Consider the following 20244-nt stretch of genomic DNA (forward strand, 5'->3'; position numbering starts at 1 on the left):
GCATATGGTTGAAATCGAACTGGACGGGCAGAAGGTAGAAGTCGCCGAGGGCTGCATGGTGATGCATGCGGCCGAGAAGGCGGGCACTTACATTCCCCATTTCTGCTATCACAAGAAGCTTTCCATCGCCGCCAATTGCCGCATGTGCCTGGTGGACGTGGAGAAGGCGCCCAAGCCAATGCCGGCCTGTGCCACGCCGGTGACGCAAGGCATGATCGTGCGCACCAAGAGCGACAAGGCCATCAAGGCCCAGCAGTCGGTCATGGAGTTCCTGCTGATCAATCACCCGCTGGACTGCCCGATCTGCGATCAGGGCGGCGAGTGCCAGCTGCAGGATCTTGCGGTGGGCTACGGCGGCTCTTCTTCGCGCTATGAAGAGGAAAAGCGCGTGGTGTTCCACAAGGACGTGGGTCCCCTGATCTCCATGGAGGAGATGACCCGCTGCATCCATTGCACCCGCTGCGTGCGCTTCGGCCAGGAAGTGGCCGGCGTGATGGAGCTGGGCATGATCCATCGCGGCGAGCACTCCGAGATCACCACGGTGCTGGGCGATACGGTCGATTCCGAGCTGTCGGGCAACATGATCGACATCTGCCCTGTGGGCGCGCTGACCAGCAAGCCTTTCCGCTACAGCGCCCGGACCTGGGAGCTGTCGCGCCGCAAGTCGGTGAGCCCGCACGATTCCACCGGTGCCAATCTCATCGTCCAGGTGAAGAACCACAAGGTGATGCGCGTCGTTCCCTTCGAGAACGAAGACGTCAACGAGTGCTGGATCGCCGACCGTGATCGTTTTTCCTACGAAGCCCTCAACGGAGACGAGCGCCTGACGCGCCCGATGCTCAAGCAGGGCGGCCAGTGGAAGGAAGTCGACTGGCAAACCGCGCTGGAATACGTGGCCAATGGCCTGCAGGGCATTCGCACCGACCACGGCGCCCAGAGCATCGGCGCGCTGGTGAGCCCGCACAGCACGCTGGAAGAGTTGTTCCTCGCCGGCGCGCTCGTGCGCGGTATCGGCAGCGACAACATCGACCACCGCCTGCGCCACGCCGAGTTCACCCAGGCCGATGGCATCCATTGGCTGGGCACGAGCATCGCTTCGCTGTCCTCGCTGCAGTCGGTGCTGGTCGTGGGCTCGAACCTGCGCAAGGACCATCCGCTGTTCGCCCAGCGCATCCGCCAGGCTGCGCGCAAGGGCTGTACCGTCAGCGCCCTCAACGCCGCTGCCTATGACTGGGCCATGCCTGTGGCGCAGTCCATCGTGGCGCCGGCCCAGGACTGGGCTGCGGTCCTGGCCGACGTGGCCGCCGCCGTGGCGCAGGACCGCGGTGTGGCTGCCCCCGTGGCCAGCGGCCGTGTGACCGACGCCTCTGCCGGCATGGCCCGTGCATTGGCTTCGGGCGAGGGCCGGGCCATCCTGCTGGGCAACGCCGCTGCGCACCACGCCCAGGCCTCGAGCCTGCTGGCGCTGGCCCAGTGGATCGGTGCCCAGACGGGGGCGGTGGTGGGCTACCTCACCGAAGCCGCCAACACGGTGGGTGCGCAGTTCGTCGGCGCACAGCCGCAGAAGGGTGGCCTGAACGCCGGCCAGATGCTGGCGGGCGGCCTCAAGGCGGCGCTGCTGCTGAACACCGAACCTGTCCATGACTCCGCCGCAGGTGCACAGGCAGAGGCTGCGCTGTCGGGTGCCGAGATGGTCGTGACGCTGAGCCCTTTCAAGGCCAACATGGAATTCAGCGATGTGCTGCTGCCCATCGCGCCGTTCACCGAAACCTCGGGCACCTTCGTCAATGCCGAAGGCCGCCTGCAAAGCTTCCACGCCGTGGTCAAGCCGCTGGGCGATGCCCGTCCCGCGTGGAAGGTGCTGCGGGTGCTGGGCAACCTGCTGGGTGTGCAGGGCCTCGACTTCGAGACCTCTCAGGACGTGCTGGCGAAAGCCACGGGTGCGACGGTGGCCGCTCCGCTGGCCCAACTGCCTGCCGACCGCCTGAGCAACAGCACGCGCGCTGCCATCGCCGTGCCCGCCGGTGCGGGTGCCGCGCCGGTCGTGGCCAGCATCTACCAGCTCGACGGGCTGGTTCGCCGTGCGCCGTCGCTGCAGTTGACGGCCGATGCACGCCGCGCCGCTGAAGGAGTTGCCGCATGATCGACGCGCTGTACAACGGCGGCCTGCACCTGTTCGCCCAGTCCTGGTGGACGGCGGCGGTGTGGCCGGTGATCTGGAACCTGATCAAGATCGTGGCCATCGTGGCCCCCCTGATGGGCGCCGTGGCCTACCTCACGCTATGGGAGCGCAAGCTGCTCGGCTTCATGCAGGTGCGCCATGGTCCCAACCGGGTTGGCCCATTCGGGCTGCTGCAGCCGCTGGCCGACGGCCTCAAGCTGCTGACCAAGGAAATCATCCAGCCAACGGCGGCCAGCAAGGGCCTGTTCGTGCTCGGCCCCGTCATGGCCATCATGCCTGCGCTGGCGGCCTGGGTGGCGATTCCGTTCGGTCCGGATGTGGCCTTGGCCAACGTGAATGCCGGCCTGCTGCTGGTGATGGCCATCACCTCCATCGAGGTGTACGGCGTGATCATCGCTGGCTGGGCTTCCAACTCCAAGTACGCCTTCCTGGGGGCGCTGCGCGCTTCCGCGCAGATGGTGAGCTATGAAATCGCTATGGGCTTCTGTTTCCTCGTCGTCATCATGGTGTCGGGCAGCATGAACCTGACCGAAGTCGTGATGGGGCAGGGCGCCGGCATGGCAGCCGCGAAGGGCTTTGGCTTCCTGTCATGGAACTGGCTGCCGCTGCTGCCGATCTTCATCGTCTACCTCATCTCGGGCGTGGCCGAAACCAACCGCCACCCCTTCGACGTGGTCGAAGGCGAGGCCGAGATCGTGGCCGGCCACATGGTCGAGTACTCGGGCATGGGCTTCGCCATCTTCTTCCTGGCCGAATACGCCAGCATGTGGCTCGTGTCCATCCTGGCCGTGCTCATGTTCCTGGGCGGCTGGCTGTCGCCGGTGGCGGCGCTGGACTTCATCCCCGGATGGATCTGGCTGGGCCTCAAGACCTTCCTCGTGGTGTCCATGTTCATCTGGATCCGCGCGACCTTCCCGCGCTTTCGCTATGACCAGATCATGCGGCTGGGCTGGAAGATCTTCATTCCGGTCACGCTGGTGTGGCTGCTTATCGTTGGCGCGTGGCTGCACTCGCCATGGAACATCTGGAATTGAGCGGGGACACCGATGACTGCTGTTGCTGCTACTGCATCCTTTTCGATCAAGGATTTTGTCAAGAGCTTCATGCTGGTGGAGCTGGTCAAGGGCATGGCCCTGACGGGTCGCTACGCGTTTCGGCGCAAGGTGACCGTTCAGTTCCCTGAAGAGAAGACGCCCCTGTCGCCCCGGTTCCGCGGCCTGCACGCGCTGCGCCGCTACGACAACGGCGAAGAGCGCTGCATCGCCTGCAAGCTGTGCGAAGCCGTGTGCCCGGCACTGGCGATCACCATCGAGTCCGATGTGCGTGCGGACGGTTCGCGCCGCACCACGCGCTATGACATCGATCTGACCAAGTGCATCTTCTGCGGCTTTTGCGAAGAGAGCTGCCCGGTGGACTCCATCGTCGAGACGCAGATCCTGGAATACCACGGCGAAAAGCGCGGCGACCTGTACTTCACCAAGGACATGCTCCTGGCCGTGGGGGACCGCTACGAGGCCGAGATCGCTGCAGCCAAGGCGGCCGACGCCAAGTACCGCTGAGCGCGGCTCCTGAACCCCTACAAAGACCCGATTCATGGACGCCAAGACTGGTTTCTTCTATCTGTTCTCGGTCGTGCTGCTCTTTGCAGCCTTCCGGGTCATCACCGCGCGCAACCCCGTGCATGCGGTGCTGTATCTCATCCTCGCGTTTTCGCAGGCGGCCGCCATCTGGCTGCTGCTGAAGGCGGAGTTCCTCGCGATCGCCCTGGTGCTGGTGTACCTCGGCGCGGTGATGGTGCTCTTCCTCTTCGTGGTGATGATGCTGGACATCCACATCGATTCCATCCGGCAGGGCTTCTGGCGGCACTTTCCGCTGGCGGCCTTCATCGGCGCGCTGATCGCCCTGGAAATGGCGGCCGTGCTGATGGGCGGCTTCCGTGGCATGGACGAGCCCAAGGCGGTGGCGGCCGTGGTCGATGCGGCGGGCCATGTGCTGCCTTACTCGAACACCAAGGCGCTGGGCAAGCTGCTCTACACCGAGTACCTGTACCCCGTCGAGATCGCAGCGGTCATCCTGCTGGTGGCGATGATCGCGGCCATCGCGCTCACCCTGCGCCAGCGCAAGGACAGCAAGGCGATCAACCCATCGCAGCAGATCCGTGTGCGCGCCAGCGACCGCGTGGCGCTGGTGAAGGTCGCCGCGACGCAAAAGCCTGCAGAGGAAGCAGCGGCAATGCCCGCTGCCGAGGAGAAGAAGGCATGACATTGACCCTGGGCCATTTCCTGTCGCTGGGCGCGATGCTGTTCGCGCTCGCCGTCATCGGCATCTTCCTGAACCGCAAGAACCTGATCGTGCTGCTGATGGCGATCGAGTTGATGCTGTTGGCCGTGAACATGAACTTCGTCGCGTTCTCGCACTACCTGGGCGACATGCACGGCCAGGTGTTCGTGTTCTTCATCCTGACGGTCGCCGCGGCAGAGTCGGCCATCGGCCTCGCGATCCTGGTGCTGCTGTTCCGCAACAAATCCAGCATCAACGCGGAAGACCTCAACACCCTCAAGGGTTGAGTCGCCGGTACTAGCCAAGGTCCTCAAGAATGAGCCAAACCCTTTCTGCTTCGACACTGCTGGCGGTGCCCATGGCACCGCTGGTGGGATCCGCCCTGGCGGGTATCTTCGGCACCGCCTTCGGCGGCAACCGGATCGGCCGGCGGCTGAGCCACACGCTGACCATTCTCGGCGTGCTGGCGGCCTTCGTCCTGTCCGCCATGACGCTCAAGAGCGTGGCCATGGACGGCGCGCGCTTCAACGAAACGCTCTACACCTGGATGGTGGTCGGCGGCCTCAAGATGGAGGTCGGCTTCCTCGTGGACAGCCTCACGGCCATGATGATGTGCGTGGTGACCTTCGTGTCGCTGATGGTGCACATCTACACGATCGGCTACATGGAAGAAGACGACGGCTACAACCGTTTCTTCGCCTACATCTCGCTGTTCACCTTCTCGATGCTGATGCTCGTCATGAGCAACAACCTGCTGCAGCTGTTCTTCGGCTGGGAAGCGGTGGGCCTGGTGTCGTACCTGCTGATCGGCTTCTGGTTCAACAAGCCGACCGCCATCTTCGCCAACATGAAGGCGTTCCTGGTGAACCGCGTGGGCGATTTCGGCTTCATCCTGGGCATCGGCTTGATCGCGGCGTACACCAACACGCTGAACTACAGCGAGATCTTCGGCAAGGCGGGTGAGCTCGGAACACTGTCGTTCCCGGGCACCAGCTGGATGCTGATCACGGTCATCTGCATCTGCCTGTTCATCGGTGCGATGGGCAAGAGCGCTCAGTTTCCGCTGCACGTGTGGCTGCCGGACTCGATGGAAGGCCCGACGCCCATCTCCGCGCTGATCCACGCCGCCACCATGGTGACGGCCGGCATCTTCATGGTGTCGCGGATGTCGCCGCTGTTCGAACTGTCGGACACCGCGCTCAACTTCATCCTCGTGATCGGTGCGATCACGGCGCTGTTCATGGGCTTTCTGGGCATCATCCAGAACGACATCAAGCGCGTGGTGGCTTATTCAACGCTGTCGCAGCTGGGCTACATGACGGTGGCGCTCGGTGCCTCCGCCTACTCGGTGGCGGTGTTCCACCTGATGACGCACGCGTTCTTCAAGGCGCTGCTGTTCCTCGGCGCGGGCTCGGTCATCATGGGCATGCACCACAACCAGGACATCCGCTGGATGGGCGCCGTGCGCAAGTACATGCCCATCACCTGGATCACGTCGCTGCTGGGTTCGCTGGCACTGATCGGCACGCCGCTGTTCTCGGGCTTCTATTCCAAGGACAGCATCATCGAAGCCGTGCATGCCAGCACGCTGCCGGCCGCGGGCTTCGCCCACTTCGCCGTTCTGGCGGGCGTGTTCGTCACCGCGTTCTATTCATTCCGCATGTACTTCCTGGTCTTCCACGGCAAGGAACGCTACGACCAGAACCCGGATGCGCACCACGACGACCACCATGCCCATGACGACCACCACGGCCATGGCCACGATGCCAAGCCGCACGAGTCGCCCTGGGTCGTCACCGTGCCGCTGATCCTGCTGGCCATTCCTTCGGTGGTCATCGGCTTCCTGTTCATTCAGCCCATGCTGTTCGGCGACTTCTTCAAGGACGTGATCTTCGTCGATGCCGCCAAGCACCCCGCGATGGCGGAACTGGCGGAGATCTTCCACGGCCCCGTGGGCATGGCGCTGCACGGCCTGCAGACTGCACCGTTCTGGCTGGCCCTGGCGGGCGTGGCGGCGTCCTACTACATGTACATGGTCAACCCGGCCCTGCCGGCCGCGATCAAGCGCATCTTCCATCCGATCTACGTGCTGTTCGAGAACAAGTACTACCTCGACTGGATCAACGAAAACATCATCGCGCGGGGTGCCCGCGCGCTGGGCACCGGCCTGTGGAAGGGCGGCGATCAGGCCGTGATCGACGGCGCGCTGGTCAACGGCTCGTGGAAGCTGGTGGGCCGCGTGGCGGGGGTGGTGCGCTGGTTCCAGACCGGCTACATCTACCACTACGCGCTGGTCATGATCCTGGGCATCTTCGCGCTCATGACGTACTTCGTGTGGCTCAACAAGTAGAGGGAAAACAAAAATGGGTTTGTTGAGTCTTGCCATCTGGGTGCCGATCGCGTTTGGCGCCCTGCTGCTGGCCTTTGGCCGCGATGAGCACGCACGCGCCGTGCGCTGGCTGGCCCTGATCGGGTCGCTGGTGGGTCTGGCCGTCACGCTGCCGCTGTACGGCGGCTTCGAGGCCACGTCCGCCGCAGCGCAGTTCGTCGAGAAGGTGCAGTGGATCGAGCGCTTCAACGTCCACTATCACCTGGGTGTGGACGGCATCTCGTTCTGGTTCGTGCCGCTCACGGCGTTCATCACGGTGATCGTGGTGATCGCGTCGTGGGAGTCGATCACCGAGCGCGTGAACCAGTACATGGGCGCGTTCCTGATCCTCTCGGGCCTGATGATCGGCGTGTTCAGCGCGCTCGACGGCCTGCTGTTCTACGTGTTCTTCGAGGCCACGCTGATCCCGATGTACCTGATCATCGGCATCTGGGGCGGCCCCAACAAGATCTACGCGGCGTTCAAGTTCTTCCTGTACACGCTGCTCGGCTCGCTGCTGATGCTGATCGCGCTGATCTACCTGTACAACCAGTCCGGTGGCAGCTTCGACATCGCCACGTGGCACCAGCTGCCGCTGTCGGCCCGTTCGCAGACCCTGCTGTTCTTCGCCTTCTTCGCCGCGTTCGCTGTGAAGGTGCCGATGTGGCCGGTGCACACCTGGCTGCCCGACGTGCACGTGGAAGCCCCCACCGGCGGCTCCGCCGTGCTGGCCGCCATCATGCTGAAGCTGGGTGCCTATGGTTTCCTGCGCTTTTCCATGCCCATCGCCCCCGACGCCGCGCGCGAATGGGCCTGGCTGATGATCGCGCTGTCGCTGGTGGCCGTGATCTACGTGGGCCTCGTGGCGATGGTGCAAAAGGACATGAAGAAGCTGGTGGCGTATTCGTCCGTGGCCCACATGGGCTTCGTGACCCTGGGCTTCTTCATCTTCAACGACCTGGGCGTGTCGGGCGGGCTGGTGCAGATGATCGCCCACGGCTTCGTGTCGGGCGCCATGTTCCTGTCGATCGGCGTGCTGTACGACCGCGTGCATTCCCGTGAGATCGCGGCCTACGGCGGTGTGGTCAACACCATGCCCAAGTTCGCGGCCTTCGCACTGCTGTTCGCCATGGCCAACTGCGGCCTGCCGGGCACGGCCGGTTTCGTGGGCGAGTGGATGGTGATCCTGGGCGCCGTCAAGGCCAACTTCTGGATCGGTCTGGCCGCGGCCACGGCGCTGATCTTCGGCGCCGCCTACACGCTGTGGATGTACAAGCGCGTCTACCTCGGCCCCGTCGCCAACGACCACGTGAGAGACCTCAAGGACATCGGCGCCCGCGAGTTCCTGGTGATGGCCGTGCTCGCGATTGCCGTGCTGTACATGGGGCTGTACCCCCGTCCCTTCACCGACGTGATGGATGCTTCGGTGGCGCAGCTGCTCAAGCACGTGGCGCTGTCCAAGCTCAACTGACCAGACTGAAACGAGAGACTCGAGATGATTGACAACATCAGCTGGCTGGCGGTGTATCCGGAGATCGTGCTCCTGGTCATGGCCTGCGTGATCGCGCTCGTGGACCTGGGCGTGACCAGCCCACGGCGCACGGGCACCTATGTGCTCACCATGCTCACCCTGACCGTGGTGGCCGTGCTGCAGGCCCTGTACGCCAACACCGGCAACACGTTCTACGGCTTCGGCAACATGGTGGTGAGCGATGCCATGGGCAACTGGCTCAAGTGCTTCGCCACTGTGGCCATGATGGTCACGCTCGTTTATGGCCGCCCCTATGCCGGCGACCGCGACATGCTGCGCGGCGGCGAGTTCTTCACGCTGTCGATGTTCGCGCTGCTGGGCATGTTCATCATGATCTCGGGCAACAACTTCCTGGTGATCTACCTGGGCCTGGAATTGCTCACGCTGTCCAGCTATGCGCTGGTGGCCCTGCGCCGCGACCATGCGACCTCGACCGAGGCCGCGATGAAGTATTTCGTGCTGGGCGCGATGGCCAGCGGCTTCCTGCTGTACGGCCTGTCGATGATCTACGGCGCGACCGGTTCGCTCGACATCGGCCAGGTGTTCAAGGCGGTCAACTCCGGCCAGATTCGCCACCAGGTGCTGGTGTTCGGTCTGGTGTTCGTGGTGGCAGGCCTTGCCTTCAAGCTGGGCGTGGTGCCGTTCCACATGTGGATTCCCGATGTGTACCAGGGCGCTCCCACGGCCGTGACGCTGATCATCGGCGGCGCGCCCAAGCTGGCGGCCTTCGCCATCACCATCCGCCTGCTGGTGGACGGGCTGCTGCCGCTGGCCATCGACTGGCAGCAGATGCTCGCGGTGCTGGCCATCGGCTCGCTGCTGGTGGGCAATCTGGCGGCCATCGCCCAGACCAACCTCAAGCGCATGCTGGCGTACTCCACGATCTCGCAGATGGGCTTCGTGCTGCTGGGCCTGCTGTCGGGCGTGGTCAACGGCAACGTGGATGCCAACGCGGTCGAGAACGCCTACAGCTCTTCCATGTTCTACGTGGTGAGCTACGTGCTGACCACGCTGGCGAGCTTCGGCGTGATCCTGCTGCTGGCCCGCGAAGGCTTCGAGAGCGAAGAGATCTCCGACCTGGCGGGCCTGAACCAGCGCAGCCCACTGTATGCCGGCGTGATGGCGGTGTGCCTGTTCTCGCTGGCCGGTCTGCCGCCGCTGGTGGGCTTCTACGCCAAGCTGTCGGTGCTGCAGGCCCTGGTGGCTTCGGGCCAGACGCTGTACATCGCCCTGGCCGTCTTCGCGGTGGTGATGTCGCTGATCGGCGCCTTCTACTACCTGCGCGTCGTGAAGGTGATGTACTTCGATGCGCCGCTCACCGCCGCGAACGTGTCGGCCCCGCTGGACGTGCGCATGGTGCTCACGCTCAACGGCGCGCTGGTGCTGGTGCTGGGCCTGCTGCCCGGTGGCCTGATGGCGCTGTGCGCCGACGCCGTCGTGCGCGCGCTGGCGACCTGAGCGCGCCCGGGTTTCCTTTTCCCAGGCCGTTGCCCCTCCCGTGTCCGCCACCGCATCCATCTGGCTGGTGATCGTGCTGGCGGCCATCGGGGCCAACCTGCCGTTCTTCAGCCAGCGCTGGCTGCTGGTGGGCCCGAAGGCGGCGCTCACCAAGCCCATGGCGATGCGCCTGGGCGAAATGGCCCTGCTGTACTTTCTGGTCGGTGGCGTCGCGCTGCTGCTGGAGCGCCGCGTGGGGCAGATCGCGCCCCAGCAGTGGGAGTTCTACGCGATCACCGCCACGCTGTTCATCACGCTGGCGTTTCCCGGGTTCATCTACCGCTACCTGCTGCGGCGCAACAAGGGCTGAGGTGCTGCGCATCGCCGGCTGGCTGCCTCCGTTGCCTGCTCCATTCCCATTGCCATGAAAGTGCTCGATCTCCATTGCGCACAGGGCCATGCCTTCGAGGGCTGGTTCGGGTCCGAGGCCGATTTCCAGAGCCAGCTGGCGCGCGATCTCGTTCAATGCCCCCTGTGCGGCAGCAGCGAGATCCGCAAGGGCCTGAGCGCCCCGCGTCTGAATCTGGGCGCAACGCCCAACCCGGCTGCCCCGCGCGCCCGCGAGGACGGTGCTGGCAGCACTGCGGTGGCCCACCCATCCCCTTCCATGCCCCCGGGCGATTCCGCCTTGCAGGCCGCGTGGTTGCGGGTGGCCCGGCACATCGTGGCCCACACGGAGGACGTGGGGCCCCGCTTCGCGCAGGAAGCGCGCCGCATGCACCACGGCGAAACCGAAGAGCGCGGTATCCGCGGCCAGGCCAGTGCCCAGGAAGCGGCCGAACTGCTGGAAGAGGGGATCGCCGTGATGCCCCTGGTGCTTCCGGACGCGGCCAAGGAAACCTTGCAGTAGCCGCCTGCCGGTGCGTCGGCATCGCCGACCGGATGGCAGGCCTCGGCCCGCCGGCCTTCACTGCGTGAACTGCAGCGCCGCCAGCCGGGCGTACACGCCGCCCTGCCGGACCAGGTCCGCATGGCGCCCTTCCTCCACGATCTGCCCCTGGTCCATCACCACGATGCGGTCGGCGTTCTGCACCGTGGCGAGCCGGTGCGCGATGACCAGCGTGGTGCGCTGGCCGCTGTGGCGCTGCATGGCGGCGTCCAGCGCGGCCTGCACCATGCGTTCGCTTTCCGCATCGAGCGCGCTCGTGGCCTCGTCCAGCAACAGCAGCGGCGGGTTCTTGAGCAGGGCGCGGGCGATGGCGATGCGCTGGCGCTGCCCGCCGGACAGGCGCACGCCACGCTCGCCCAGGAAAGTGCCGTAGCCTTCGGGCAAGGCCGCGATGAACTCGTGTGCGAAGGCGGCGCGTGCGGCCTCCTGCACCTCCTGCTCGGTGGCGCCGGGGCGGCCGTAGCGGATGTTGTCCAAGGCCGAGGCGGAGAAGATCACCGCGTCCTGCGGCACGATGCCTACGTGGGCACGCAGGTCGCCGAGCGCCAGGCGGCGGATGTCCACGCCGTTCAGCGCGATGCCGCCGCCTGCGGCATCCACGTCGTAGAAGCGCTGCAGCAGCTGGAACACCGTGGTCTTGCCCGCGCCGCTGGCGCCCACCAGCGCGACGGTTTCGCCGGCCGACAGGTGCAGGTCGAAGCCGCGCAGCGCGGGCGCCTGCGGCCGCGAGGGGTAGTGGAACGCCACCCGGTCGAAGTCCACGCGCAGCCCGCCGCCCGTGTCCGGCAGCGCCGCGGGCTGCGCGGGGCTGGCGATGGGCGATCGGCTGGCGAGCAGTTCCATGAGCCGTTCGGTGGCCCCGGCGGCGCGCAGCAGGTCGCCGTACACCTCGCCGAGCACGGCCACGGCGCCCGCGAGGAACATGACGTAGATGACCGTCTGCCCCAGGTGGCCGGCCGACATCTCGCCCGCCAGCACCGCCTGCGTGCCCCGGTACAGGCCCCACAGCAGCAACGCCGCGTTGGCGATCACGATGAAGGCCACCAGCGCCGCGCGAGCCCGGCTGCGGCGCACGGCGGTCTGGAAGGCGTTCTCGGTGGAGGCTTCGAACCGGCGGGCCTCGCGCGATTCGGCCGTGTAGCTTTGCACGGCGGGCACGGCATTGAGCACCTCGGCCGCGATGGCGCTGGAATCGGCCACCCGGTCCTGGCTGGCCCGGGAGAGGCGGCGCACCCAGCGGCCGATCCACAGCGTGGGCAGCACCACGACCACGATGGCGGCGAACACCACCGACATGATGTACGGATTGGTCCACACGAGCATCCCCAGCGCCCCCACGCCCATCACCGCGTTGCGCAGGCCCATCGACAGCGACGAGCCCACCACGGTCTGCACCAGCGTGGTGTCCACGGTCAGGCGCGACAGCACTTCGCCGGTCTGCGTGGTTTCGTAGAACTGCGGGCTTTGTTCCAGCACGTGCGCATAGACGGCGTTGCGCAGGTCGGCCGTCACCCGCTCGCCCAGCCAGCTCACGGTGTAGAAACGCGCGGCGGAGAACAGCCCCAGCGCCACGGCCACGGCGAACAGCAGCCCGAAATGCTCGCGCAGCGCCATGGCCTGCTCGCCGCGGGTGGCGCCCACCAGCCCGCCGTCGATGAGTTCGCGCAGCGCCAGGGGAAACGCCAGCGTGGCCAGCGCCGCCAGCACCAGGAAGACCAGCGCAAGCGCAATGCGCCCGGCGTAGGGCCGGAGGAAGGGCAGCAGGCCGCCGAGCGAGCGCGGGGCGCCGGGGGTGGGGGAGGAGGAGGGCATGGTCGCAGTGTAGGAGCCCGCGCCCGGATCGGCATGCGCCTTGCCGTGAAGCCTGCCGCGAAACAGGTTTGCTATTAATTTAATAGCTATCCGGACAATTGGATCTAGGGCATGGAGCAGTTTTCATCCAGAGCCCTGCCTGGGGCGGAAGGCTTGGGCCGGACCGCGCCCGGGCGTCCCCAGGGGGGCGGTGCCGGCCGGCCGGCCGGGTAGGCGTTTATACATAGGCATTTGTCCCAGTATCTGCGCAGCGGGGGCGCGCCTTAGGATGCGGTGCAACCTAACGCAGGCCAGGGTGCCTCGCTCCCCCGGGCGAAGCGCCCCGCCCAGCACCACCACGGAGCGGCCAAGGCGCAATGAGCGACGTCATTCTCGAAACCCACAGCCTGACCAAAGAGTTCAGAGGCTTCACCGCGGTCAGCGATGTCAATCTCGCGGTCCGCCGGGGCTCCATCCATGCGCTGATCGGCCCCAACGGCGCTGGCAAGACCACCTGCTTCAACCTGCTGACCAAGTTCCTGGAGCCCACCTCCGGCGTGATCCGCTTTAACGGCGAGGACATCACCCGCGAGCGGCCCGCGCTGATCGCGCGGCGCGGCGTGATCCGCTCGTTCCAGATCTCCGCCGTGTTCCCCCACCTCACGCTGCTGGAGAACGTGCGCATCGGCCTGCAGCGCAAGCTGGGCACGGCGTTCCACTTCTGGCGCAGCGAACGCAGCCTGCAGCAGCTCGACGGCCGCGCGATGGAGCTGCTGGCCGAAGTGGGCCTGCAGGACCTGGCCGACGAGACCACCGTGAACCTGCCCTACGGCCGCAAGCGCGCGCTGGAGATCGCCACCACGCTGGCCATGGAGCCCGAGCTGATGCTGCTGGACGAGCCCACGCAGGGCATGGGCCACGAGGACGTGGACCGCGTCACGCAGCTCATCAAGAAGGTTTCGGCCGGCCGCACCATCCTCATGGTGGAACACAACATGAAGGTGATCTCCACGATCGCCGACCGCATCACCGTGCTGCAGCGCGGCGCCGTGCTGGCCGAGGGGCCGTACGAAGAGGTCTCGCGCAACCCGCAGGTGATGGAGGCCTACATGGGCACCACCGATGGCCAGCTGCAGGGGGCCCACGCATGAGCGCGCCGGCCCTCGAAATCAGTGGCCTGCAGGCCTGGTACGGCGAGTCGCACGTGCTGCACGGCGTGGACATCACGGTGCAGCCCGGCGAGGTGGTGACCCTGCTGGGCCGCAATGGCGCGGGCCGCACGTCCACCATGCGCGCCGTGATGGGGCTGACGGGCGCCCGCAAAGGCTCCGTGCGCATCCACGGGCAGGAGACGATCCAGATGCCCACGCACCGCATCGCCCACCTGGGCGTGGGCTATTGCCCGGAAGAGCGCGGCATCTTTTCCAGCCTGTCGTGCGAAGAGAACCTGCTGCTGCCCCCGGTGCTCAAGACCGGCACGCAGGGCATGTCGGTCGATGAGATCTACGCCATGTTCCCCAACCTGGCCGAGCGCCGCCACAGCCAGGGCACGCGCCTGTCGGGCGGCGAGCAGCAGATGCTGGCGGTGGCGCGCATCCTGCGCACCGGGGCCAAGCTGCTGCTGCTCGACGAAATCTCCGAAGGCCTGGCGCCGGTGATCGTGCAGGCCCTGGCCCGCATGATCACCACGCTGCGCCAGAAGGGCTACACCGTGGTGATGGTGGAGCAGAACTTCCACTTCGCCGCGCCGCTGGCCGACCGCTTCTACGTGATGGAGCACGGCCGCATCGTGGAGCAGTTCGGCGCCGCCGAGCTGCAAGCCAAGATGCCCGTGCTCAACGAGCTGCTGGGCGTCTGACCCGGCGCGGGACGGCTTCGACCACCGCCTTCGCCCAGAGCACCCCGATCCCCCTTTCCATCGAAGACCCAAGGAGACAACGACATGAAAAAGATGAACCTCAAGGCGCTCGCCGTGCTGCTGGGGGCCGCGGGCCTCGCGACGTTCTCCGCGCAGGCGCAGGACAAGGTGAAGATCGGCTTCATCACCGACATGTCCAGCCTGTACGCCGACGTGGAAGGCAAGAACGGCGCGGTGGCGATCCAGATGGCCATCGACGACTTCGGCGGCAAGGTACTGGGCCAGCCCATCGAACTGCTGAGCGCGGACCACCAGAACAAGGCCGACATCGCCGCATCGAAGGCGCGCGAGTGGATCGACACGCAGGGCCTGACGATGCTGTTCGGCGGCACCAATTCGGGCACGGGCCTGGCGATGGCGAAGGTGGCGCAGGAGAAAAAGCGCGTGTTCATCGTCAATGGCGCGGGCTCCTCGGCGCTCACCAACGAGCAGTGCAGCCCCTACACCGTGCACTACGCCTACGACACGGTGGCGCTGGCCAAGGGCACGGGCGGCGCGATCGTGGGGCAGGGCGGCAAGGACTGGTTCTTCCTCACGGCGGACTATGCGTTCGGCGCCGCGCTGGAGGCCGATACGGCCAAGGTGGTCAAGGAAAAGGGCGGCAAGGTGGTGGGCAGCGTGAAGCACCCGATCAACGCGTCGGACTTCTCGTCCTTCCTGCTGCAGGCGCAGAACTCCAAGGCGCAGATCCTGGGCCTGGCGAATGCCGGCGGCGACACCATCAACGCCATCAAGGCCGCGCGCGAGTTCGGCATCAACAAGACCATGAAGATGGCGGGCCTGCTGGTCTTCGTGACCGACATCCACAGCCTGGGCCTGAAGAACACCGAAGGCCTGCTGCTCACCACCAGCTGGGACTGGAACCTGGACGACAAGACCCGCGCCTTCGGCCGCAAGTTCTTCGCCAAGACCAAGCGCATGCCGACCGACATCCAGGCGGCCGACTACTCGGCCACCATGAACTACCTGAAGGCCGTGGAGGCCGCCAAGACGCTCGATGCCGATAAGGTGATGGAGAAGCTCAAGTCCACGCCCATCGACGACTTCTATGGCAAGGGCGTGATCCGCCCGGACGGCCGCTTCGCGCACGACATGTACTTGGTGCAGGTGAAGGCCCCGGCCGAATCCAAGGAGCCCTGGGACTACTACAAGGTCGTGAGCAAGCTGCCTGCGGACCAAGTGTGGACCACCAAGGCCGAGAGCAAATGCGCGCTGTGGAAATGAGCTGACGCGCACGATCGAAAAAAACACATCCGAGATCAGGAGACAAAGCCATGAAAAACAGACAACTCACCCGACTGACCCTGGTGCTGGGCGCCCTGGGCCTGGCCGCATCGGCCGTGCAGGCCCAGGACAAGGTCAAGATCGGCTTCATCACCGACATGTCCAGCCTGTACGCCGACGTGGAAGGCAAGAACGGCGCGGTGGCGATCCAGATGGCCATCGACGACTTCGGTGGCAAGGTGCTGGGCATGCCGATCGAACTGATGAGCGCGGACCACCAGAACAAGGCCGACATCGCCGCATCGAAGGCGCGCGAATGGATCGACACACAGGGCCTGACCCTGGTGTTCGGCGGCACCAATTCCGGCACAGCCCTGGCCATGGCCAAGGTGGCGCAGGAGAAAAAGCGCGTGTTCATCAACAACGGTGCGGCCACCTCGGCACTCACCAACGAGCAGTGCAGCCCCTACACGGTGCACTATGCCTACGACACCGTGGCGCTGGCCAAGGGCACGGGCGCCACCATCGTCGATGGCGGGGGCAAGAGCTGGTTCTTCCTCACGGCGGACTATGCGTTCGGCCATGCACTGGAGGCCGATGCGAGCACGGTGGTCAAGGCCAAGGGCGGCACGGTGGTGGGCAGCGTCAAGCACCCGCTCAACGCGTCGGACTTCTCGTCCTTCCTGCTGCAGGCGCAGAACTCCAAGGCCCAGGTGCTGGGCCTGGCGAACGCGGGTGGCGACACCATCAACTCCATCAAGGCCGCCAAGGAGTTCGGCATCGGCAAGAGCATGAAGCTCGCAGGCCTGCTGATCTTCTTCAGCGACATCCACAGCCTGGGCCTCAAGACCACCGAGGGCCTGCAGTTCACGACGAGCTGGTATTGGGACCTGAACGACGACACGCGCAAGTTCGCCGACAAGTTCATGGAAAAGACCAAGCGCCGTCCGACCGAGATCCAGGCGGCCGACTACTCGGCCACCATGAACTACCTGAAGGCCGTCGAAGCCGCCAAGAGCACCGATGCCGACAAGGTGATGCAGGCCTGGCGCGGCATGAAGATGAACGACTTCTTCGGCTCCGGCACGCTGCGCCCCGATGGCCGCTACGTGCACGACATGTACCTGATGCAGGTGAAGTCACCGGCCGAATCCAAGGGTGCATGGGATTACTACAAGCTCGTCAAGAAGCTGCCCGGCGAGGAAGTGTTCGCCACCCAGGCCGAGAGCAAGTGCGCGGCCTGGAAATGACACCCCTGACGCGCCGCCCGTTCCGCTGACCCTCTTTTTTCACCGCTTCACCGCCACTCGCGCCCTCCCATGCAAATCTTCGGTGTCTCACTGCCGGGCCTGTTGAGCCAGCTTCTGCTGGGGCTGGTCAACGGGTCGTTCTACGCCATCCTCAGCCTGGGGCTGGCGGTGATCTTCGGCCTGCTCAACGTGATCAACTTCGCGCACGGCGCGCTGTTCATGCTGGGCGCGATGCTCACCTGGATGGGCATGACCTACCTGGGCATCAACTACTGGGTGATGCTGCTGGCGGCGCCGGTGGTGGTGGGCATCCTGGGGGTGCTGATCGAGCGGCTGCTGCTGCGCTGGATCTACAAGCTCGACCACCTCTACGGCCTGCTGCTGACCCTCGGGCTCACGCTGCTGATCGAGGGGGTGTTCCGCTCCATCTACGGCGTCTCTGGCCTGGGGTACGACACGCCCGAACTGCTGGAAGGCGCGACCAACCTCGGCTTCATGATCCTGCCCAACTACCGCGCCTGGGTGGTGGTGGCCTCGCTCGTGGTGTGCGTGGGCACTTGGTACGTGATCGAAAAGACCAAGCTCGGCGCCTACCTGCGCGCCGGCACCGAGAACCCGCGCCTGGTGGAGGCCTTCGGCGTGAACGTGCCGGTGATGATCACGCTCACCTACGCGTTCGGCGCGGCGCTCGCCGCCTTCGCCGGCGTGCTGGCCGCGCCGGTGTACCAGGTCACGCCGCTCATGGGGCAGAACCTCATCATCGTGGTGTTCGCCGTGGTGGTGATCGGCGGCATGGGTTCGATCATGGGCTCCATCCTCACCGGGCTGGGCCTGGGCGTGATCGAAGGGTTCACCAAGGTGTTCTATCCCGAGGCTTCTTCCACCGTGGTGTTCGTCATCATGGTGATCGTTCTCCTCATCCGCCCCGCCGGCCTGTTCGGCAAAGAGAGATAAGCAGGGGCCGCACGCATGAACTCCCAAAAACTCGCCCCCATCGGCTACGGCCTGCTGCTTGCCGCCCTGCTGGCGGCGCCCTTCCTGGGCGCCTACCCGGTCTTCGTGATGAAGCTCATGTGCTTCGCGCTGTTCGCCTCGGCGTTCAATTTGCTGCTGGGCTATACCGGACTGCTGTCGTTCGGCCATGCGGCCTTTTTGGGCGGCGCGGCCTACGTGGCCGGCCACGCCATCAAGGTCTGGGGCCTCACGCCCGAACTGGGCCTGCTGGCCGGCACCGCCGGCGGCGCGCTGCTGGGGCTGCTGTTCGGCTGGCTGGCCATCCGGCGCCAGGGCATCTATTTCTCGATGATCACGCTGGCGCTGGCGCAGATGCTGTTCTTCGCCTGCCTGCAGGCGCCGTTCACGGGCGGGGAGGACGGCCTGCAGGGCGTGCCGCGCGGCAAGCTCTTCGGGCTCATCGACCTGTCCAGCGACCTCACCATGTACTACGTGGCACTGGTGGTGGTGGTGCTGGCCTTCCTGCTGATTGTGCGCACCATCCACTCGCCGTTCGGCCAGGTGCTCAAGAGCATCAAGGAAAATGAGCCGCGTGCCATTTCGCTGGGCTACGACACGCACCGCTTCAAGCTGCTGGCCTTCGTGATCTCGGCCGCGCTCGCCGGGCTGGCGGGCTCGCTCAAGACCCTGGTGCTGGGCTTCGCCACGCTGTCCGACGTGCATTGGACGGCCTCGGGCCAGGTCATCCTGATGACGCTGGTGGGCGGCCTGGGCACGCTGTCGGGCCCGCTGGTCGGGTCGGCCGTGGTCGTGCTGCTGGAAAACAAGATCGGCGAGTTTGGGCACCTGGTCGCCTCGATCACGGGCGTGGACTGGTTCAACACCCTGGGCGAGTCGGTCACCATGGTCACCGGCCTCATCTTCGTGGTGTGCGTGCTGGCCTTCCGCCGCGGGATCATGGGCGAGATCATCGCGCGCCTGCCGCGGCGCGCCGGGCGCAAGACCTGAGCCCAAGGGGGGTGAAGCGCGCGGGGTACGTGGCTGACTCCGGGGCGATTCGCATAGGCCCCTGTTGCGGCTACAGCCGCAGCGGCCGGGCGTAGCCGGTCATCTCCAGGTAGCCGCGCCCCACCGCGCGGCCGGCCCCGTCCCGCAGCTCGCTCAGGCCCTCCCAGTAGATGGCGCCCGTCGAGGCCTGGCTGTCCAGCTCCTGCGCGTCCAGCAGCGCATGCACTTCGAACGATCCGGCCGGCGTGTCCACGCGCCACTGCACCGGGTAGCGTGCCTGGCTGGCGGGGCTGGTCCAGTGGCGCTGCGGGGTGAACGCGACGGCTTGCGGCCCGAACACCTGCGTGGTGCCCCCGGCCGCGCGCAGCGAGCCGCCAGCCCAGAGCGCCGAACCGTCGCCGCGCCGCAGGCGAAACGCCGTGAGCGCGCTGCCGTCCTGCAGGTTCATGCCGATCCAGTCCCAGCCCACGGCATCGGGGTGCACCAGTGCATCGCTCCATTCGTGGTCCAGCCAGGCGCGGTTGTCCAGGCTGCCCGGTGCCGCGGCCTCCAAGGCCATGCGCCGGCCCGCGAGCTGCAGGTGCCCGGTCACGGACATTTGTGGCTGGCTGTAGTAGTAGCTGGCCTGGGTGGCGTCCGGGCCCTTGCGCGACAGGCCCTGTGCGCCCTGCAGCAGCACGGGCTGCGTGGTGTCGAATTGCAGGTCCAGCGCGAAGTCGGCCGCGCGAACCTGGGCCGCATACCGGCTCCCCGCACCGCGGGGAGTGCGAGCCAGCGTCCAGTCGCCCAGGCGGATGTCGGTGTCGGCTTCGCTGGCTCCGGCGATGCCGAAGCCGGCGCGCGCGATGCGCTGGTCATGGTGCAGCGCGGTGCCGCCCAGGTCGGTCAGCGCGGCATGCGCGAACACCAGTTGTCTGGCGGCGAAGGCCGACTGCAGCGGCTGCGCGGCCTCGACCCGCGAGCGAAAGAACGTCACCTGAAACCCCCACAGCTGCCCCGCCGCGCGCGCCTGTCCGGTGATGTACCACCACTCGGTGCGCAGCGCCGGATGGCTGCCATGGTCCTGCGGGAACACCAGCGTGCGGGGCGCGAGGGCGTGGGCGGGCAGCCAGGGCGCGCCGCCCGCCAGGGCCGTGGCCGCCAACCAGGAGCGGCGCGTCCAGCCGGCGGGCGGGGCAGGGGGCGCTGGCGGTTTCATGGGGTGCATGGCGGGTGGCCTTGCGCACGCAGGGTGCGGCGGGTGGCAAGGGGGATGACGAAAGCAGGCAGGGGCATCCAGCCATTGTCACCGCGCGGAAAAAAGCGGTTGGCGCAAACCGATCGGTGCCTGCACGTGGCCAGCCCCATGGCGC

18 protein-coding genes are annotated in these 20244 nt (G+C 66.3%); 16 read left to right on the forward strand and 2 right to left on the reverse strand.

Features of this window, described 5'->3' with window-relative positions:
* Nucleotides 1–4: 4 nt before the first annotated feature.
* The 10 genes from nuoG to AVME950_RS12930 are packed head-to-tail and all read left to right on the forward strand — an operon-like array spanning nt 5 to nt 10708.
* The gene (gene nuoG, locus AVME950_RS12885) at nt 5–2143 is read left to right on the forward strand and encodes an NADH-quinone oxidoreductase subunit NuoG (RefSeq protein WP_284430102.1); all 2139 of its coding nucleotides are present in this window, start codon (nt 5–7) and stop codon (nt 2141–2143) included.
* Nucleotides 2140–3216 carry an NADH-quinone oxidoreductase subunit NuoH gene (gene nuoH, locus AVME950_RS12890; protein ID WP_272567990.1) on the forward strand — a complete coding sequence of 359 codons (1077 nt, stop codon included), beginning with the start codon at nt 2140–2142 and terminating at the stop codon, nt 3214–3216. The genes nuoG and nuoH overlap by 4 nt, the downstream gene beginning before the upstream one ends.
* Before the next feature lie 12 nt (nt 3217–3228).
* Nucleotides 3229–3741, forward strand: coding sequence for an NADH-quinone oxidoreductase subunit NuoI (gene nuoI, locus AVME950_RS12895; protein ID WP_284430103.1), 513 nt, complete (start codon nt 3229–3231; stop codon nt 3739–3741).
* A 34-nt stretch (nt 3742–3775) separates the two neighbouring features.
* Complete coding sequence (locus AVME950_RS12900) at nt 3776–4444, forward strand: NADH-quinone oxidoreductase subunit J (protein WP_272551655.1); 669 nt, start codon at nt 3776–3778, stop codon at nt 4442–4444.
* The gene (gene nuoK, locus AVME950_RS12905) at nt 4441–4749 is read left to right on the forward strand and encodes an NADH-quinone oxidoreductase subunit NuoK (RefSeq protein WP_005793248.1); all 309 of its coding nucleotides are present in this window, start codon (nt 4441–4443) and stop codon (nt 4747–4749) included. Before AVME950_RS12900 ends, nuoK begins: the two co-directional genes overlap by 4 nt.
* 29 nt (nt 4750–4778) lie before the next feature.
* Nucleotides 4779–6812, forward strand: a complete 2034-nt coding sequence (nuoL, locus tag AVME950_RS12910; protein ID WP_284430104.1) for an NADH-quinone oxidoreductase subunit L — start codon at nt 4779–4781, stop codon at nt 6810–6812.
* Nucleotides 6813–6825: 13 nt separating this feature from the next.
* The gene (locus AVME950_RS12915) at nt 6826–8301 is read left to right on the forward strand and encodes an NADH-quinone oxidoreductase subunit M (protein WP_284430105.1); all 1476 of its coding nucleotides are present in this window, start codon (nt 6826–6828) and stop codon (nt 8299–8301) included.
* Nucleotides 8302–8325: 24 nt separating this feature from the next.
* Entirely contained in the window at nt 8326–9819 is a 1494-nt protein-coding gene (nuoN, locus tag AVME950_RS12920) for an NADH-quinone oxidoreductase subunit NuoN (RefSeq protein ID WP_272551660.1), read from the forward strand.
* A 40-nt stretch (nt 9820–9859) separates the two neighbouring features.
* Nucleotides 9860–10168 carry a DUF2818 family protein gene (locus AVME950_RS12925; RefSeq protein WP_284430106.1) on the forward strand — a complete coding sequence of 103 codons (309 nt, stop codon included), beginning with the start codon at nt 9860–9862 and terminating at the stop codon, nt 10166–10168.
* Between the two features lie 54 nt (nt 10169–10222).
* Nucleotides 10223–10708, forward strand: coding sequence for a DUF1178 family protein (locus tag AVME950_RS12930; protein WP_284430107.1), 486 nt, complete (start codon nt 10223–10225; stop codon nt 10706–10708).
* Nucleotides 10709–10765: 57 nt separating this feature from the next.
* Here AVME950_RS12930 and AVME950_RS12935 read toward each other — a convergent pair whose 3' ends face one another.
* Nucleotides 10766–12559: an ABC transporter transmembrane domain-containing protein gene (locus AVME950_RS12935; RefSeq protein WP_272567998.1), complete on the reverse strand. Its 1794-nt coding sequence runs from the start codon at nt 12557–12559 to the stop codon at nt 10766–10768.
* A gap of 356 nt (nt 12560–12915) precedes the next feature.
* On the opposite strand from AVME950_RS12935, the gene AVME950_RS12940 reads away from it, so the two are divergent.
* The 6 genes from AVME950_RS12940 (at nt 12916) to AVME950_RS12965 (ending at nt 18892) form a co-directional block, all read left to right on the forward strand.
* Nucleotides 12916–13689 carry an ABC transporter ATP-binding protein gene (locus AVME950_RS12940; protein WP_272551665.1) on the forward strand — a complete coding sequence of 258 codons (774 nt, stop codon included), beginning with the start codon at nt 12916–12918 and terminating at the stop codon, nt 13687–13689.
* Nucleotides 13686–14396 (forward strand): ABC transporter ATP-binding protein, encoded by a 711-nt coding sequence (locus AVME950_RS12945; protein WP_284395527.1) that lies wholly within the window; start codon nt 13686–13688, stop codon nt 14394–14396. Before AVME950_RS12940 ends, AVME950_RS12945 begins: the two co-directional genes overlap by 4 nt.
* Nucleotides 14397–14480: 84 nt before the next feature.
* On the forward strand, nt 14481–15680 hold the full coding sequence (locus tag AVME950_RS12950) for an ABC transporter substrate-binding protein (protein WP_272568000.1): 1200 nt from the start codon (nt 14481–14483) through the stop codon (nt 15678–15680).
* Nucleotides 15681–15730: 50 nt separating this feature from the next.
* Nucleotides 15731–16930 (forward strand): ABC transporter substrate-binding protein, encoded by a 1200-nt coding sequence (locus AVME950_RS12955; protein WP_284430108.1) that lies wholly within the window; start codon nt 15731–15733, stop codon nt 16928–16930.
* Between the two features lie 69 nt (nt 16931–16999).
* Nucleotides 17000–17884, forward strand: a complete 885-nt coding sequence (locus tag AVME950_RS12960; RefSeq protein ID WP_272568004.1) for a branched-chain amino acid ABC transporter permease — start codon at nt 17000–17002, stop codon at nt 17882–17884.
* Between the two features lie 15 nt (nt 17885–17899).
* Complete coding sequence (locus AVME950_RS12965; RefSeq protein WP_284430109.1) at nt 17900–18892, forward strand: branched-chain amino acid ABC transporter permease; 993 nt, start codon at nt 17900–17902, stop codon at nt 18890–18892.
* 70 nt (nt 18893–18962) lie between these two features.
* On the opposite strand, the gene AVME950_RS12970 is transcribed toward AVME950_RS12965, so the two are convergent.
* Nucleotides 18963–20090, reverse strand: coding sequence for a lipocalin-like domain-containing protein (locus AVME950_RS12970; RefSeq protein ID WP_284430110.1), 1128 nt, complete (start codon nt 20088–20090; stop codon nt 18963–18965).
* Nucleotides 20091–20244 lie beyond the last annotated feature (154 nt).

This window comes from Acidovorax sp. SUPP950, assembly GCF_030158935.1.
Lineage (GTDB): Bacteria > Pseudomonadota > Gammaproteobacteria > Burkholderiales > Burkholderiaceae_C > Paracidovorax.